Source organism: Rhodobaculum claviforme, from assembly GCF_016653255.1.
In the GTDB taxonomy this organism is placed as follows: Bacteria; Pseudomonadota; Alphaproteobacteria; order Rhodobacterales; family Rhodobacteraceae; genus Rhodobaculum; species Rhodobaculum claviforme.
Genome location: NZ_NHSD01000189.1, coordinates 15,848 through 31,422 on the forward strand (window position 1 = coordinate 15,848; position 15,575 = coordinate 31,422).

General features: G+C 72.0%; 13 protein-coding genes. 6 read left to right on the top strand and 7 right to left on the bottom strand.

Annotation, left to right across the window (positions count from 1 at the left end):
* Positions 1–123 precede the first annotated feature (123 nt).
* Positions 124–546, top strand: a complete 423-nt coding sequence (gene msrB, locus CCR87_RS06385) for a peptide-methionine (R)-S-oxide reductase MsrB (protein ID WP_201156725.1) — start codon at positions 124–126, stop codon at positions 544–546.
* Here the strand turns inward: msrB and CCR87_RS06390 are convergent.
* The 5 genes from CCR87_RS06390 to CCR87_RS06410 form a co-directional block, all read right to left on the bottom strand.
* Positions 543–1,967, bottom strand: a complete 1,425-nt coding sequence (locus CCR87_RS06390; RefSeq protein ID WP_201156726.1) for a sigma-54-dependent transcriptional regulator — start codon at positions 1,965–1,967, stop codon at positions 543–545. The two genes, msrB and CCR87_RS06390, sit on opposite strands and share 4 nt — an antisense overlap.
* Positions 1,964–2,914 carry a hypothetical protein gene (locus CCR87_RS06395; protein ID WP_207186572.1) on the bottom strand — a complete coding sequence of 317 codons (951 nt, stop codon included), beginning with the start codon at positions 2,912–2,914 and terminating at the stop codon, positions 1,964–1,966. Before CCR87_RS06395 ends, CCR87_RS06390 begins: the two co-directional genes overlap by 4 nt.
* 100 nt (positions 2,915–3,014) lie before the next feature.
* Positions 3,015–4,913, bottom strand: a complete 1,899-nt coding sequence (locus CCR87_RS06400; protein WP_201156728.1) for a propionyl-CoA synthetase — start codon at positions 4,911–4,913, stop codon at positions 3,015–3,017.
* 178 nt (positions 4,914–5,091) lie between these two features.
* Positions 5,092–6,210, bottom strand: a complete 1,119-nt coding sequence (aroB, locus tag CCR87_RS06405) for a 3-dehydroquinate synthase (protein WP_201156729.1) — start codon at positions 6,208–6,210, stop codon at positions 5,092–5,094.
* Positions 6,211–6,244: 34 nt separating this feature from the next.
* Positions 6,245–6,787 carry a shikimate kinase gene (locus CCR87_RS06410; protein WP_201156730.1) on the bottom strand — a complete coding sequence of 181 codons (543 nt, stop codon included), beginning with the start codon at positions 6,785–6,787 and terminating at the stop codon, positions 6,245–6,247.
* A 154-nt stretch (positions 6,788–6,941) separates the two neighbouring features.
* On the opposite strand from CCR87_RS06410, the gene CCR87_RS06415 reads away from it, so the two are divergent.
* From CCR87_RS06415 to CCR87_RS06435, 5 genes are all read left to right on the top strand, one after another.
* Positions 6,942–7,079 carry a hypothetical protein gene (locus CCR87_RS06415; protein ID WP_201156731.1) on the top strand — a complete coding sequence of 46 codons (138 nt, stop codon included), beginning with the start codon at positions 6,942–6,944 and terminating at the stop codon, positions 7,077–7,079.
* Positions 7,069–8,664, top strand: a complete 1,596-nt coding sequence (locus CCR87_RS06420; protein ID WP_201156732.1) for a hypothetical protein — start codon at positions 7,069–7,071, stop codon at positions 8,662–8,664. Before CCR87_RS06415 ends, CCR87_RS06420 begins: the two co-directional genes overlap by 11 nt.
* A complete protein-coding gene (locus CCR87_RS06425) occupies positions 8,661–9,692 on the top strand; it encodes a tyrosine recombinase (RefSeq protein WP_201156733.1) in 1,032 nt (343 codons plus the stop codon). Before CCR87_RS06420 ends, CCR87_RS06425 begins: the two co-directional genes overlap by 4 nt.
* 52 nt (positions 9,693–9,744) lie before the next feature.
* Positions 9,745–11,058 (top strand): HlyC/CorC family transporter, encoded by a 1,314-nt coding sequence (locus CCR87_RS06430; protein ID WP_201156734.1) that lies wholly within the window; start codon positions 9,745–9,747, stop codon positions 11,056–11,058.
* 411 nt (positions 11,059–11,469) lie between these two features.
* Complete coding sequence (locus tag CCR87_RS06435; protein WP_201156735.1) at positions 11,470–12,057, top strand: invasion associated locus B family protein; 588 nt, start codon at positions 11,470–11,472, stop codon at positions 12,055–12,057.
* A gap of 77 nt (positions 12,058–12,134) precedes the next feature.
* On the opposite strand, the gene CCR87_RS06440 is transcribed toward CCR87_RS06435, so the two are convergent.
* Positions 12,135–14,795 (bottom strand): TRAP transporter large permease subunit, encoded by a 2,661-nt coding sequence (locus CCR87_RS06440; RefSeq protein WP_201156736.1) that lies wholly within the window; start codon positions 14,793–14,795, stop codon positions 12,135–12,137.
* A 6-nt stretch (positions 14,796–14,801) separates the two neighbouring features.
* A partial coding sequence (locus CCR87_RS06445) for a TRAP transporter small permease subunit (RefSeq protein WP_201156737.1) occupies positions 14,802–15,575 on the bottom strand: 774 nt, incomplete at its 5' end.

Genomic DNA, 15,575 nt, shown 5'->3' on the forward strand with positions numbered 1-15,575 from the left:
GTCAACGGGGCCCGGCTGGGGGAATGCGTCGGAGAAGGCGGGACCTTGGCCACCGCACCGCAGCGGCCTAGATCAGGGACAGCGCACCGCCGCCGTGGTGCCCGCAGCACAGGAGGCCCCGCCATGACCGACGCAACCGTCGACCCCGCCGACCGGGTGGAGAAATCCGACGCCGAATGGCGCGCGCAACTGTCGGACCTCGCCTACAAGGTCACGCGCCGCCACGGCACCGAACGCGCCTTCAGCCACGATGATTATCCCGCCGGCGCCGGGCGGTTCCACTGCGTGTGCTGTGACGCGGCACTGTTCGACAAGGCGCAGAAATTCGACAGCGGCACCGGCTGGCCGTCGTTCTGGGCGCCGCTGGAGGGGGCGCCCGTGGGCACCCGCACCGACCGCAGCCTGTTCATGCGCCGCACCGAGGTGCATTGCGCCCGCTGTGACGCGCATCTGGGCCACGTCTTTCCCGACGGCCCCCAGCCCACCGGCCTGCGCTACTGCATGAACGGCGTGGCGCTGCGGTTCGAACCGGAAACGGACCACTAGCCTCCGTCGCGCCGGTTCCAGCCGTCGAGTTTGCGGTAAAGAGTGGAGGGCGCCACGTCGAGCGCGCGCGCCGTCCGCGGCACCGAGCCGTCGTGGCGTGCCAGCGCGGCCTCGATCACCAGCCGTTCGATCTCGGCCAGGGTGCGGCCCATCAGCGGCGCCAGCGCGGCGGCGATGTCGTCGCTGGCGGGGGGCGGCGCGTCACCGTCGGGCCGCGCCAGCTCGGCGTGGTGGTGCAGCTCCAGCGGCAGCATCTCCAGCGTCACCTGCGGACCGTCGTGCAGCACCACCACATTGCGCAGCACATTGAGCAGCTGGCGCACATTGCCCGGCCACGGCAGGCGCTGGAACAGCTCGATCACCTCCAACGACAGCCCCTCGAAGCGCTTGCCCTCCTCGGCGGCATAGCGGCGCAGCATGGTCGCGGCGATGCCCACCACGTCGGCGCCACGGGTGCGCAGGGGCGGCATGTGGATCGGCACCACATGCAGGCGGTAGTACAGATCCTCGCGGAAGCGGCCGGCGCGCACCTCGGCCAGCGGGTCGCGGTTGGTGGCGCAGACGATGCGCACATCGACCTTGCGCGGGCGCGCCGCCCCCACCGGCTGGATCTGCGAGGTCTGAAGGAACCGCAACAGCTTGGTCTGGAGGTTGAGATCGAGCTCGCAGACCTCATCAAGGAACAGGGTGCCGCCATCGGCGGCCGCCGCCGCGCCGGGCTTGTCCTGGATCGCGCCGGTAAACGCCCCCTTGAGGTGCCCGAACACCTCGGATTCCAGCAGGTCGGTGGGAATCGCCCCGCAGTTCAGCGCGATGAACGGCCCGCCCGCGCGCCCCGACTGGTCGTGCACGGCCTGGGCGCACAGCTCCTTGCCGGTGCCGCTTTCGCCGGTGATGAACACCGTCGCCATCGACCGCGCGACCGAGGCGATGCGGGCGTACACCTCCTGCATGGGGCGCGAGTCGCCGATGAAGGCGCTGTGGCGCGGCGGCGGCGCCGCCGGGGCGGCGGGCGCGCTGGCGGCCAGCGCATTGCGCACCGCATCGACAAAGCGCTGTTCGTCAAAGGGCTTGACCAGGAATTCATGCGCCCCCGCGCGCATCGCCGCCACCGCCTTGTTGATGGAGCCGTTGGCGGTGATGACGATGACGCGGGTCTCGGGTGCCTCGGCCAGCATCGCCTGCATCAGATCCAGCCCGTCGCAGTCCGGCAGCATCAGGTCCAGCAGCACGACCGGCGGGCGCAACCGGCGAAACGCCGCCCGCCCGCCCGCGCCCGTCATCTCGGAGGTGACGGTGTGCCCGGCGTTGCGCAGCACCTGTTCATAGACCAGCCGCAACGAGGGGGTGTCCTCGATCAGCAGCAGCGGCGGGCGCCCGGTGTCAGTGCCGCGACTGCCGCCGCTGTCGGCGACGCTCAAATCGGCGCCACGCCATCGGCCTGGCGCCCCTCCTGCGCGGCCACGAAGCGCATCAGCACACCCAGCCGGTCCAGCGTGACCGCGCCCAGCCGCGCGATGTCGTCGGGCGCGCCCCGGTTGGCGGCGGCGTTCAGCGCCTCGGCCAGGCGTTGCAGCGGATCGGCCCCCACCGCCCCCGCCAGAGAGATCAGCACATGGGTCTGCGCGCGGATCTCGGCCATGGACGGCCCGTCGGCAAGCGCACGGACCAGCCCCCGGGAGACGGAGTCGAGGTCCTCGCCCAGCCGCTCCAGCAGCTCACGCGCGGCATCGGCCCCGGCCATCTCGATCAGCCGGCCATAGCGTTCGGCGTCGACCACGGGTTCCTGGGCACAGTCGGCCACCAGCGCGGCATCGGCCTGGGCGCGCACGCGCACCAGCGCCGCGCCGATGGGACCGGGCGCGGCCACGGGCACCACCGCATCCAGCCCCTCGCCCGCCGCCCATGGCCCCAGCCCCAGCACCGGCGCGCGCCCCGGCGCGCCGGCCTGGGCGCGAATCGCCGTCAGCACGCGCGCCGCCTCGGCCTCCGCCCCATCGAGGTCATGGGCCAGCAGCACCAGGTCACAGGGCGCGATCTCCAGCCAGCCCAGCGCAGCCGCGACCGAGGGCGCACGGAACACATGCGCCCCGGCGCCCCGCAGCGCATCGACCACCGCCGCCGGCAGCGCCGGGGCGGCCGCCAGCACCGCATATCCACCCAGATCCGGCAAATCGCGCGGCGCGGGCACCGGCACCCCCCACGGGCCCGCCGCCAGCCGTGCCGTCGCCAGCCGCGCCGACGCCAGCGCCGCCCGCCCCACGGGGTCCAGCCCCCCCGGAGGGACCTGCGCCAAAGCGGTCACCAGATCGGCCAGTGCCGCCTCGCCGGGCGTCAGCCGCCCCGTGTCCCGCCGATCCGCTTCCACAGGCCCGTTCCTCAGATGCATTCGCGCGATCCCGCCCCAGTCCGGTCGGACCGTATCACGCCGCGCCCGCATCGCTCAACCGTGCGGCGACTTTCCCCGCTCAGTCAGTCGCGTTGGGAAAGCCACGCCGACCCAGCGCGGTCCCGATTTCATCGAGGATGGCAGGGTCGTCGATGGTGGCGGGCATCTTCCAGTCCCGGCCGTCGGCGATCGAGGCCATCGTCGCGCGCAGGATCTTGCCCGAACGGGTCTTGGGCAGCCGGTCGACAACCACCGCGTGGCGGAACGCCGCCACCGGCCCGATGCGGTCGCGCACCAGCGCCACACATTCCTTGACCACGTCCTCCTCGGGACGGTCGACGCCCTTGTTGAGGCACAGGAACCCGAAGGCGAGTTGCCCCTTCAGTTCGTCCGCCACCCCGATCACCGCGCATTCGCCGACATCGGGGTGAGAGGCCAGCACCTCCTCCATCGCGCCGGTGGACAGCCGGTGGCCCGCGACGTTGATCACGTCATCGGTGCGCGCCATGATATAGAGGTAGCCGTCCTCGTCCATGTAGCCCGCGTCGCCGGTCTCGTAGTATCCCGGGAAGTGCTCCAGATACGCCTTGCGGAAGCGGTCTTCGGCGTTCCACAGCGTCGGCAGCGTCCCCGGCGGAAGCGGCAGGCGGATGGCGATCGCGCCCAGCGTGCCCGCGGGCACCGGATGGCCGCCCTCGTCCAGCACCCGCACGTCATAGCCCGGCATCGGCACCGACGGAGAGCCCACCTTGATCGGCAGCGGATCGTACCCCATCGGGTTCGCCGCGATCGCCCAGCCGGTCTCGGTCTGCCACCAGTGGTCCACCACCGGCACGCCCAGCTTCTTCTGCGCCCATTCCACGGTATCGGGGTCCGCACGCTCGCCCGCCAGATACAGCGTGCGCAGGCTGGAGGTATCGTAGCCGTCCAGCAGCGCCGCCTCCGGGTCCTCGCGCTTGATCGCGCGGAACGCCGTGGGCGCGGTGAAGAACGAGGCGACCTTGTGCTGGTCGATCACCCGCCAGAAGGTGCCCGCGTCCGGCGTGCCCACCGGCTTGCCCTCGAAGACCACCGTGGTGTTGCCGTGGATCAGCGGCCCGTAACAGATGTAGCTGTGCCCCACGACCCAGCCCACATCCGAGGCGGTCCAGAACACCTCACCCGGGTCGACGCCATAGATGTTCTTCATCGACCAGTTGAGCGCCACGAGATACCCGCCCGTGGGCCGCACCACCCCCTTGGGCTGCCCCGTCGTGCCGGAGGTGTAGAGGATATAGAGCGGATGATCCCCCTCCACCGGCAGGCAATCGGCCGAGGCGACGCCGTACTGGAACCCGTACCAGTCCACATCACGGCCCTCGATCAGCTCCGCCACCTCCTGCTCGCGCTGGAAGATCACGCAGAACTCGGGCTTGTGACGGGCCATCTCGATGGCACGGTCCAGCAGCGGCTTGTAGTGCACCACCCGGCCCGGCTCGATCCCGCAGGACGCCGCGATGATCGCCTTTGGCTGGGCGTCGTCGATCCGGGTCGCCAGCTCGTTGGCCGCAAAGCCGCCGAACACCACCGAATGGATCGCCCCGATGCGCGCGCAGGCCAGCATCGCCTCCAGCGCCTCGGGGACCATGGGCATGTACAGGATCACCCGGTCGCCCTTGCCCACGCCCCGCGCCGCCAGCGCCCCCGCCAGGCTGGCGACCCGCACCTGCAACTCGGCATAGGTGATCTGGCGCACCGTATGGGTGACGGGGCTGTCGTGGATGATCGCCACCTGCGCGCCGCGCCCGGCGATCACATGGCGGTCGACCGCGTTCCAGCACGCGTTCACCAGGCCGTCGGAATACCACTGATACACCGGCGCCGTCGCATCCCACAGCGCCCGGGACGGCGGGCGCACCCAGTCGATGGCCTCGGCGGCCTGCAACCAGAAACCCTCGGGGTCCTCGATGCTGCGGGCGTGGAGATCGGCGTATCCCATGGTATTCCTCCTCGGCTGCACGCATGCCTGTTACGCCCGCAGGCACGCCGGAGCAAGATCATTGCGCGCACAATCCCGGCCCGGGGCCTGGTGCCCCGCCCGGGCCCTGGCCGGGGCCGCAGGCCCGCCGCCGAGAGGGGGCTCGATGCCCCCCGAGGCGGCTCCCTGTCCGGGGGGATCAGCGCGCCGCCAGCGCCTCGGCCACCAGCGCGCGCACCCGGTCGGGCGGCACGTCATCGGCCACGAAGGCCCTGCCGATTCCACGCGCGAGGATGAACCGCAGCCGACCGTCCTGCACCTTCTTGTCCTGCGCCATCAGCGCCAGCAGGGCGTCGGCATCCGGCAGATCGCCCGGGATGTCCGACAGATCCGCCTTCATCCCCATGGCGCGCAGATGTGCGCGCACCCGCGACGGCTCCTCCTGCGCGCACAGGCCCAGCCGCGCCGACAGATCGAACGCCAGCGCGCAGCCGATCGCCACGCCCTCGCCATGCAGCAGCCGGTCGGAATACCCCGTCGCCGCCTCCAGCGCGTGGCAGAACGTGTGCCCGAGGTTCAGGAGCGCGCGCTCGCCCGTCTCGGTCTCGTCGCGCGCGACGATTCCCGCCTTCATCTCCACCGACCGGCGCACCGCGCGGCGGCGCAGCCCCTCGTCGGCCGTCAGCCGCGGCCCGTGCCCCTCCAGCCAGTCGAAGAACCCGGCGTCGCCCAGCAGCCCGTACTTGACCACCTCGCCGTAGCCCGCGCGGAAGTCCCGCCCCGGCAGGGTCTCCAGCACCGCCGTGTCGCACAGCACCAGGCTGGGCTGGTGAAACGCCCCCACCAGGTTCTTGCCCTGCGCGGTGTTGATCCCCGTCTTGCCCCCGACCGAGCTGTCGACCTGTGCCAGCAGCGTCGTGGGGATCTGCACGAAGCGCACGCCCCGGCGCAGGATCGCCGCGGCAAAGCCCCCCAGATCCCCGATCACGCCGCCGCCCAGCGCCACCACAACGTCGCGCCGCTCCACCTGTCGGTCCAGCAGCCACTCGGTCGCGCGCGCCAGATGCGCCCAGGACTTGGTGCCCTCGCCCGCCGGCAGCGCCAGCGCGGGCGCGGCGATCCCGCGCGCGCCCAGCGCCGCGCGCAACCCCTCCAGATGCAGCCCGGCGACGGTCTCGTCCGTCAGCACCGCCACCCGCGGCCGCGCCAGCAGCGGCGCGATCTGATCGCCCGCCCCCGCCAGCAACCCCGGCCCGATGCGCACGTCATAGCTGCGCGCCCCCAGATCGACCCGCACCGTGTCCACCGCGTCGTTCACCGCGTCCGCTCCCAAATCTCCGGCCTCCCGATCGTCAGGTTTCCCGATACACCGGCCGGGCCTCCAGCGCGGCCAGCACGCGCCGGGCCGTGGCCTCCACCGAAAGGCCCGGCGTGGCCTCCACCGTCACATCCGCCAGGGCATAGACCGGCGTGCGCGCCGCCAGCAGATCGGCCAGGGTCTGGCGCGGGTTGGCGGTGCGCAGCAGGGGGCGGGTGGTGCGCTGCCGCACCCGCGCCCACAGCAGGTCCAGATCAACCTTCAGCCATACCGAAACGCCCCGCTGCGCGATCACATGCCGGTTGCGCGCACACAGGAACGCCCCGCCGCCGGTGGACAGCACGCACGGCGGGCCGGACAGCAGCCGCTCCAGCACCTGCGCCTCCTTGCGGCGAAAGAACGCCTCACCGTCGCGGGCAAATATTTCGGCCACGGTCATGTTGGCGGCAGCCTCGATCGCCTCGTCCGAATCAAGGAACGGCACCTGAAGCAGCCGCGCAAGCTGGCCGCCCACGGCCGTCTTGCCCGCCCCCATCATGCCGATCAGCACAATGCTGCGCTCCAGCCGCCCCATCACGATTGCGCGCGCCCCCCGAAACCGAAACCTTCCATGGCCCCCTGCATGGCGTGAACCCGCGACAGTTTCCATATAGAATGCACCACAAGGACCCACGGACACCGGCACGACGGCCGGAACGGGGCGGCACGAGACAGGCAGAAGGCGGGGCAGGATGAAGTGGCGGTTGTTGCGGGGGCTGGTGTATCTGGCGATTCTGGGGGTGCTCGCGGTGGCGGGGTATGCGTTCATGGGCGATCTGTCGCCCGACCAGGCCGAGGTGCGCCGCCCGGTGGTGCTGGATGGCCGCTAGGCGCCGCGGCACGCAGCCGACCCTGGTCGCGGGGCTGGCCCTGGTGTCGGGGCTGGCCCTGGGGCCGGTGATCCCGCAGCAGGCCCGCGCGCAGGAGGGCCCGCTGTCGGCCATCGACTGGCTGTCGCGCGCGACCGAGGCGCCGCTTGCCACCCAGCCCGCCCCGGACCCGCGCGCGCCCGACCAGCCGGGCCAGCCCGCCCCGCCGCGCCAGATCGGCGACATCACGGTGACACCGCTGGATGGGCCGACCACGGATGCGCTGGGCCTGTTGCCGGCCGATCGGGCCGGGCTGCCGCGCGCGCTGTGGGGCATGACATCCGCGGCCACCCTGGCCGAGGCGCTGTCGGCGCTGGGGCCCGAGACCCTGCCGGCGTTGCAGGGGCTGATCCTGACGCTTCTGGTGGCCGAACTCGACCCGCCCCGCGACGCCGAGGGGCGCGGCGCGCTGTTCGAGGCGCGCCTCGACCGGCTGATGGCGTTCGGCGCGCTGGAACCCGCGCTGGCGCTGGTGGAGGCGGCGGGCCCGGCCACCGACCCCGCGCTGTTCGCGCGCTGGTTCGACATGCTGCTGCTGTCGGGGGATGCGGGACCGGCCTGCGTGCAGCTGCGCGCCGACCCGACGCTGGTGGCCGACCCGGCCGCGCGCGTCTATTGCGCCGCGCGCGCCGGCGCCTGGGAGGAAGCCGAGGCGCTGCTCTCGGGCCCCGAGGCGCAGGAGATCGCCCCCCCCCTGCGGCGCGCGCTGGCACGCTTCCTCGATCCCGAGGCGGCGTATGACGCGGGCCGCCCGGCGCCGGTGGCCCAGCCCACGCCGCTGATGTGGCAGATCCTGGATGCGCTGGGCGAAGGGGGGACCACGGCGCAGCTGCCGCTGGCCTTTGCCCACGCCGATCTGGGCAGCAGCGCGGGCTGGAAATCCCGGCTGGAGGCCGCCGAGCGGCTGGCCCGCGCCGGGGCGCTGACGCCGAACCGGCTGCTGGGGCTGTACACGCAACGGGTCCCGGCGGCCTCGGGCGGGGTGTGGGACCGCGTGGCCGCCGTGCAGGCGCTGGACACAGCACTGGTCGCACAGGCCCCCGAGGCGGTGGCCGCGGCGCTGCCGCGCGCCTGGTCCGCGATGGCCGAGGCCGAGCTGGAGGCGCCGCTGGCCGCGCTCATGGCCGATCGCCTGGACGGGCTGGCGCTGGACCCGGAGGCCGCGGCGCTGGCCTGGCGGATGGCGCTGCTTGGCGGGCACCCCGCACCGGCCCCGCCGCCGCTGCCGGGCGCGGCCCGGCGCGACGGCTTCCTTGCCGCCATCGCCGAGGACCGGCTGGACACCGCGACGCCCCTGCCCCCCGGCGCCATGCCCGCCGCCATCGCCGAGGGGCTGACGGCCGCGCCCGACGCCGACACCGCCCGGCTGCTGGCGGACTCGCGGCACGGCGAGGTTCTTCTGCACGGCCTTGCGCTGTTGCAGGGCAGCGGGATCGAGGACCCGCGCCTTGTGGCACAGGGCCTGCGGGCGCTGCGCGCCGCCGGACAGGACCGCATCGCGCGGCGCGCGGCGCTGCAACTGCTGCTGCTGGACCGGCGCGGATGACCGCCGCCGCCCCCACGCCCACCGCCGAGGCCGCGCGCTGGATCTCCGGGTTTCTGGAGGCGCAGGCGGCCGAGCGGGACGCGGCGCGCAACACGCTGCTGGCGTATGGCCGCGACCTGCGGGACTTCGCGGACTGGCTGGCCCGGCGCGGCACCACGCTGGGCCATGCCGGGCGCCCCGAGATCGAGGCCTATCTGGTGGCCTGCGAGGCGCAGGGGCTGGCGCGGGCCACCCGCGCGCGGCGGCTGTCGGCGATCCGCCAGATCTATCGCTTTGCCTGGTCCGAGGGCTGGCGCGACACCGACCCGGCGGCCGAGCTGCGCGGCCCCGGTCGGCCCGGCCGCCTGCCGCGCACCCTGGCCGAGGACGAGGTGAGCCGCCTGATGGAGGCCGCCCGCGCCCACGGACGCACCCAGGCCGAACGGGCGCGCACCACCTGCCTGATAGAGATGATCTATGCCACCGGCCTGCGGGTCTCGGAGCTGGTGTCGCTGCCGCTGGCGGCCGCGCGCGGCGATCCCGAGATGCTGCTGGTGCGCGGCAAGGGCGGGCGCGAGCGGCTGGTGCCGCTGTCGCGCCCCGCACGCGCCGCGCTGCGCGCCTGGGTGGCCGAGCGCGAGGCCGCCGAGGACAGCGCGCGCACCTGCGCCCGGGCGCCGTCGCGGTTCCTGTTCCCCGCGCGCGGCCGCACCGGGCATCTGACGCGCGGCGGTTTTCACGCCATGCTCAAGGACATTGCCGTGGCCGCGGGGTTGCCGCCCGATCGCGTCAGCCCGCACCGCCTGCGCCACGCCTTTGCCACGCATCTGCTGGCGGGGGGCGCGGATCTGCGGGTGATCCAGACCCTGCTGGGCCACGCCGACATCTCCAGCACCGAGATCTACACCCATGTGCTGGAGGACCGGCTGCGGCGCACCGTGCTGGAGCACCACCCCCTCGCCACCGAAGCCGACGCCGTGACAGACACCGGCGGCGCGGCCCCCGACGCCGATCCGACCGACCGCCCCCCGCGCCATCACGGCGCTTGATCCCACCCCGAGGCACGGCATAACGTCGGCCTCCCGGCAAACCGACAGGCCCATGGAACTGGAACTGCACCCCGCCCTCCTCGAAGCGTCCTTCTGGATCACCGCGGCGATCATCCTGGGGCTTCTGATCCTGTCTGCGTTCTTTTCCGGCAGCGAAACGGCGCTGACGGCATCGTCGCGCGGCAAGCTGCGCGCACAGGCCGACCGCGGATCGCGCGGCGCCCAGGTCGCGCTGCGCCTGACCGAGGACAGCGAGCGGCTGATCGGCGCGGTCCTTCTGGGCAACAACATGGTCAACATCCTGGCCGCGTCGCTGGCCACCGCGCTGTTCACGCGGGTTCTGGGCGATTCGGCGGTGGCGGTGGCGACGCTGGTGATGACCGCGCTGGTGCTCGTGTTCTCCGAGGTGCTGCCCAAGACCTATGCCATCACCAACCCCGAAACCGCCGCCAGCCTGGTCGCGCGGCCCATCGCGCTGGTGGTGCGGCTGTTCGCGCCCGTGGTGGGGGTGGTGCGCGCGCTGGTGCGGGGGCTGTTGTGGCTGTTCGGGGTGCGCACCGATCCCGGCACGCACATCCTGTCCCTGCACGAGGAGATCGCCGGCACCCTGGCGCTGGGCCACGCCCAGGGCACGGTCGAGAAGGAACACCGCGACCGGCTGATGGGCGCCCTCGACCTGGCCGATCGCACGGTCGAGGAGATCATGCGCCACCGCTCGGGCATCGAGATGCTGGACGCCGACGCCGCCCCCGCCGACATCGTGGCGCAGGTCATCGCCTCCAGCCACACGCGGCTGCCGGTGTGGCGCGGCGAGGCCGAGAACATCGTCGGCGTGCTGCACATCCGCGATCTGTGGCGCGAGACCGACCGGCTGCTGCGCGAGGCGGACGGGGATTATGCCGCGCTGGATGCGCTGGACGTCGTGGCTGTGGCGCGGGCGCCGTACTTCGTGCCCGAGACCACGCCGCTGGACGAACAGATGGAGCAGTTCCTGCACCGGCGCAGCCATTTCGCGCTGGTGGTCGACGAATACGGCGCGCTGCTGGGGCTGATCACCCTGGAGGACATCCTCGAGGAGATCGTGGGCGAGATCGAGGACGAGTTCGACCTCGACACGCCCGCACCCATGCGCGCGCTCGACGACGGCAGCTATCTGGTGGAGGGCGCGGTCACGATCCGCGACCTCAACCGCGCCACCGACTGGGACCTGCCCGACGCCGAGGCCAACACCATCGCGGGCCTTGTGATCCACGAGGCGCAGACCATCCCCTCCGAGGGGCAGGTCTTCAGCTTTCACGGCTTCCGATTCGAAGTGGTGGAGCGGCAGGACAATCGCCTGACGCTGCTGCGCCTGCGCCGGTTGTGACCACCGCGCGCCGTGGTTACGCGCCATTAACCATTCCCTGCGACCCTTGCGGTGTGGGCGGCTTCAAGGGGCCGTCGGCGTTTTCCTCCCTGTCGAACTGGCCGCACCCTCGGGTGCGGCCTTTTTCCATGCCGACCGGCCGGGGCGGAGCGTCCGCGCGGGCGAATTCCTCTGTCCCGATTACAGGTTGACGCATCGGGGGGCAGCCCGTAACGTCCGGAATATCAAAGGTCGGCCGGTCCGACAGGGAGCAAAACAAGCGCTTGGGAAGGGCCGTCATGGGCGGCCCTTTCCTGTTGCCGGAAGCCCCCTCACACCGGTGCGAGACATGATGGAAGCCGCCTGACAGGGGGGGCGGCCCATGCTAGAACCCCCGCATACGCATGTCCCAAGCCGAAGGATCGACCGTTGATGACCCGATTCGCGTCCCCCCTCGCCATGGCCGCCGTGCTGGCCCTGTCGCCCGTCGGCGGCGCCTTCGCCCAGGATGGCGACGCGCTGCTGCCCGGCACCGGTCTGCCGCTGGGCGAGGAAGTCACCGATGGCATGGGCGACACCTATGTCGCCGAGGAATTCGGCGACTGGACCAAGCTGTGCCAGCGCGTGCCCGACGGCTCGGACCCCTGCGGGCTGACCCAGTTGCTGACCGACTCCGAAGGCGGCCCGGTGGCCGAGATCACCATCTTTCCGCTGCCCCCCGGCGGCGAGGCCGTGGCCGGCGCCAACATGATCACCCCGTTGGGCACCGTGCTCACGCAGCAGATCTCCATCAGCGTCGATGGCGGCACCGCGCGCCGGTACCCGTTCCTGTTCTGCGACGTCAGCGGCTGCTACGCCCAGATCGGGCTGACGGCGGCGATGGTCGAAAGCTTCCGCCGCGGCACCGAGGCGACGGTGACCATCGCCTCGGTCGCGGCCCCGGACCAGCCGGTGGCGCTGTCGCTGTCGCTCAATGGCTTCACGGCGGGCTACAGCGCGCTGCCGCAGCCGGGCAACTGAGCGGGCCGGACCACAGCACCACGGAATGAACAAAGGGGGGCCCGGCGGCCCCCCTTTCGCCTTGTGCGGTCGGCGCTTCAGAAGCGCAGCGACACGTCGCGGTGAGTGGCCACACAGCGCGCGACCTCCAGCGCCTGGGCTCGGGCAAAGCGGTCCTGAAGGCGCAGGCCCAGGGTGCTGCGGCTTGCGGCCTCCAATGCCGTCAGCGGCTGCTGCAGCGGGTCTTGTGCCGCGCTGCGCCAGGCGGCTTCGGATTCGAACACCGCGACGGCCTCGTCGGCGGCCGTGCGCGCGGCCTCGGGCGAGGCGCCGCGACCGGTCAGGGCACGGCGCAGGCCCGACAGCGCGGACGCCAGCTCCCCCTGACCCGCCACGCCCAGCAGTCGGCGCTCCAGCTCCTGCACCTCGGCGGCGACGTCCTCGGGATCGGCGGTCGCCACGCGCAGCGGCAGCGCCTCCACCTCGGGCAGCAGCGCGGCGACGGCGTCGGCCGCGGCGATCTCGGCGGCCAACTCGGACACGGCGGTATAGGACGGCTCGGCGGCGCGGCGGAAGGCCATGCGGGCCTGCTGCTCGTCGGCGACCAGCGCCTGGAAGGCGTCCTGCGCGGCCTCCCAGCGCTCCGGCACGCTGTCGCGCAGCACCTGCTGTTCCTCGCGCATCGCGGCGATATCGGCCTCGATCGCCGCACGCTCGGCCACCATGTCCGGGTCATCGCCGCGATAGTTGCGCAAGCGCGCCTGCGACCGCGCGATCCGGGTATCGAGGTTGGAGACCGCGGCGTTGATCGCCGACACCTCGCGGTGGAGGGGGCGATAGTCCGGGGTGGCGGCCTCGATCGCGGCGGTGGCGGCGTCGAACGCGGCCATCAGCCCGAAGCTCTCCTCCATCCCGTCCAGCGCCTGCCGGAGCGGGCGGTCATGGCGTGCCGGCAACATCCCGGTATCGGCGGCGCGCACGGCGGCGATACGCTCGCGGATCAGCGGGGCCTGTTCGGCCAGCTGGCGGCTGGTCATCGCCTCCACGCAGACCTGAAGGCCGGGGTTGCGCGGCGGCGGCGCGTTTTCCGACAGGAGCGACACGCGCGCGGGCAACCAGTTCACCAGCTGCGGATTGAACCCCACGATCCCCAGCGCCGTCAACTGAAGGGCGATGAACGGAATCACCCCCTTGTACATGTTGATCGTGCGCACCGAGGCCGCCGCCACCCCCCGCAGATAGAACAGCGCAAACCCGAATGGCGGTGTCAGGAACGACGTCTGGATGTTGAGGCCGATCATCACCCCAAGCCAGACCGCGCTCACGTTTGCCTCGGGGTTCATCAGCAGGATCGGGGCCACGATGGGCACCACGACGATGGCGATCTCGATGAAGTCGAGGAAGAACCCCAGCAGGAAGATCACCAGCATCACCAGCAGGAACTGCACCCAGAACCCGCCCGGCAGGCCGGTCAGGAACTCCTTGACCAGGATCTCGCCCCCGAACGCGCGGAAGGCCGAGATCAGCATCGCAGCCCCCAGCAGGATGATGAACACCAGCGAGGAGGTCTTGGCGGTCTCCACCATCACGCCGCGCAGGGTCGCGTCGACCTTGAAGGTGCGCCAGGTGCTCCAGACCAGCGCCAGCACCAGCACCGCCGTCGCCAGCCCCGCCAGCGCCACGGCACCGTGCGCGCCGCTCTGGTCCAGCTGGCGGACGTTGAGGTTATAGTTCTGGCTGAGGATGCCGAGCGCCAGCACCGCGCCCAGCGCCAGCAGCGTGGGCACGAACCGCCCCGGCCCGGTGTGCAGCTTGTAGCCCGCCATCACCGTGGCCCCGGCAGCCCCCACCGCACCGGCCTGCGTCACCGTCGCCACCCCCGCCAGGATGGAGCCGAGCACCAGCAGGATCAGCACCAGCGGCGGCAGCACCGCCACCGCGACCGAACGCCAGAACGCCGCGTCCATCACCTCGCCCGAGCCGACGGCGGGGGCGTTCTGCGGCCGGATCAGCGCATAGATCAGCACGAAGGAAATATAGAGCGCCACCAGGATCAGCCCCGGCAGCAGCGCGCCCATGAACATGTCACCCGCGCTGGTGGAGCTGACGCCCAGCTCCGACGGCATGGAGAACGCGCCGGTGGACTCTCGGTACAGCTGCGTGCGCAGCTGCCCGGCCTGATCGACGGCCGAGGACAGCTGGTCGGCCAGGATGATCAGCACGATCGACGGCGGAATGATCTGGCCCAGCGTGCCGGACGCAAGGATCGTCCCCGTCGCCAGCGGCTGGCTGTAGTTGTTGCGCATCATCGCGGGCAAGGAGATCAGGCCCATCGCCACCACCGTGGCGCCCACGACCCCCGTGGTCGCCGCCAGCAGCGCGCCCACCACGATGACCGAGATCCCCAGCCCCCCCGGCAGCGCGCCGAACAGCCGCGCCATGGTCACCAGCAGCTCCTCGGCGATGCGGGAGCGTTGCAGCATGATGCCCATGAACACGAACAGCGGGATCGCGATCAGGGTATCCCGGTCGGCCTCCCAGTAGATGCCTCGGAAGTTGGTGACGCCGGCCGACAGCCATTCGATGGCCGAGCCGTGCATGAAATAGGCGGTGCTGTCGCCCGCGAACAGCACCCCCGAGCCGGCCGCCAGCCCGATCGTCACGATCGCCGCGCCCGGCAGCGCAAAGGCCACCGGAAACCCGAGGCCGAGCGACAGCATCATCAGCCCGACAAGAAGGACGAGAAACAGGAATTCCATGTGCGCTTACTCCGCCGCGGTCATGGCCTGCCCCTCGGGGCGGGCGTCGGGCTCGGGCTCGCCGCGCCAGTCGGCGGCGGCCTTGAGCACATAGCTGGCGAATTGCAGAAGCATCGTCACCGCGAACACACCCAGCGCCACGGCCAGGATGTACTTGGTCATCATGCCGTACGTCTGCTGCCCCTGCTCATACCGCAGGAACGGCCCGATCAGGGTGGAGGCCTGCGTGGCGGTGCCGAGGATCAGGATGGTCCAGCACATCGTCATGCCCAGCACCACCGAGCCGATGCCGTTGACCAGCGCCTTTCCCCGCACGCTCATGGCGGAATAGAACACGTCGACGCGGACATGCCCCTCCTCCACCAGCGTGAAGGCCGAGGCGAGCAGGAACAGCGAGGCGTACCACAGCCGCACGAGGTCGGACATGAACGGCTGCTCGTAGGAAAACACGAAGCGCCCGATCACCAGCGCCAGCTGCGCCGCCACCACCAGCAGCGCCAGCCAGATGAAGCCCAGCGTGCGGGTGAACAGCGCGATCACGAACCCCAGCGCGGCCAGCGGCATGTGCACGTAGGGCCCCCGCCAGGCCGACTGGCGCAGATTGTCCGCCAGCGCGTCACCCACCAGCGGGCGCAGCCACCCCTCGACCCGCAGGAAGCTGATGGTGGCATCCACCACCCCCAGCAGCAGCACCGCAAAGAACGCCCCCCGCACCAGCCACGCCACCAGCGCCGCGATCCGGTCGCTGTCGTCGCGCAGCGTGCCGCCCGCGCCCCAGGC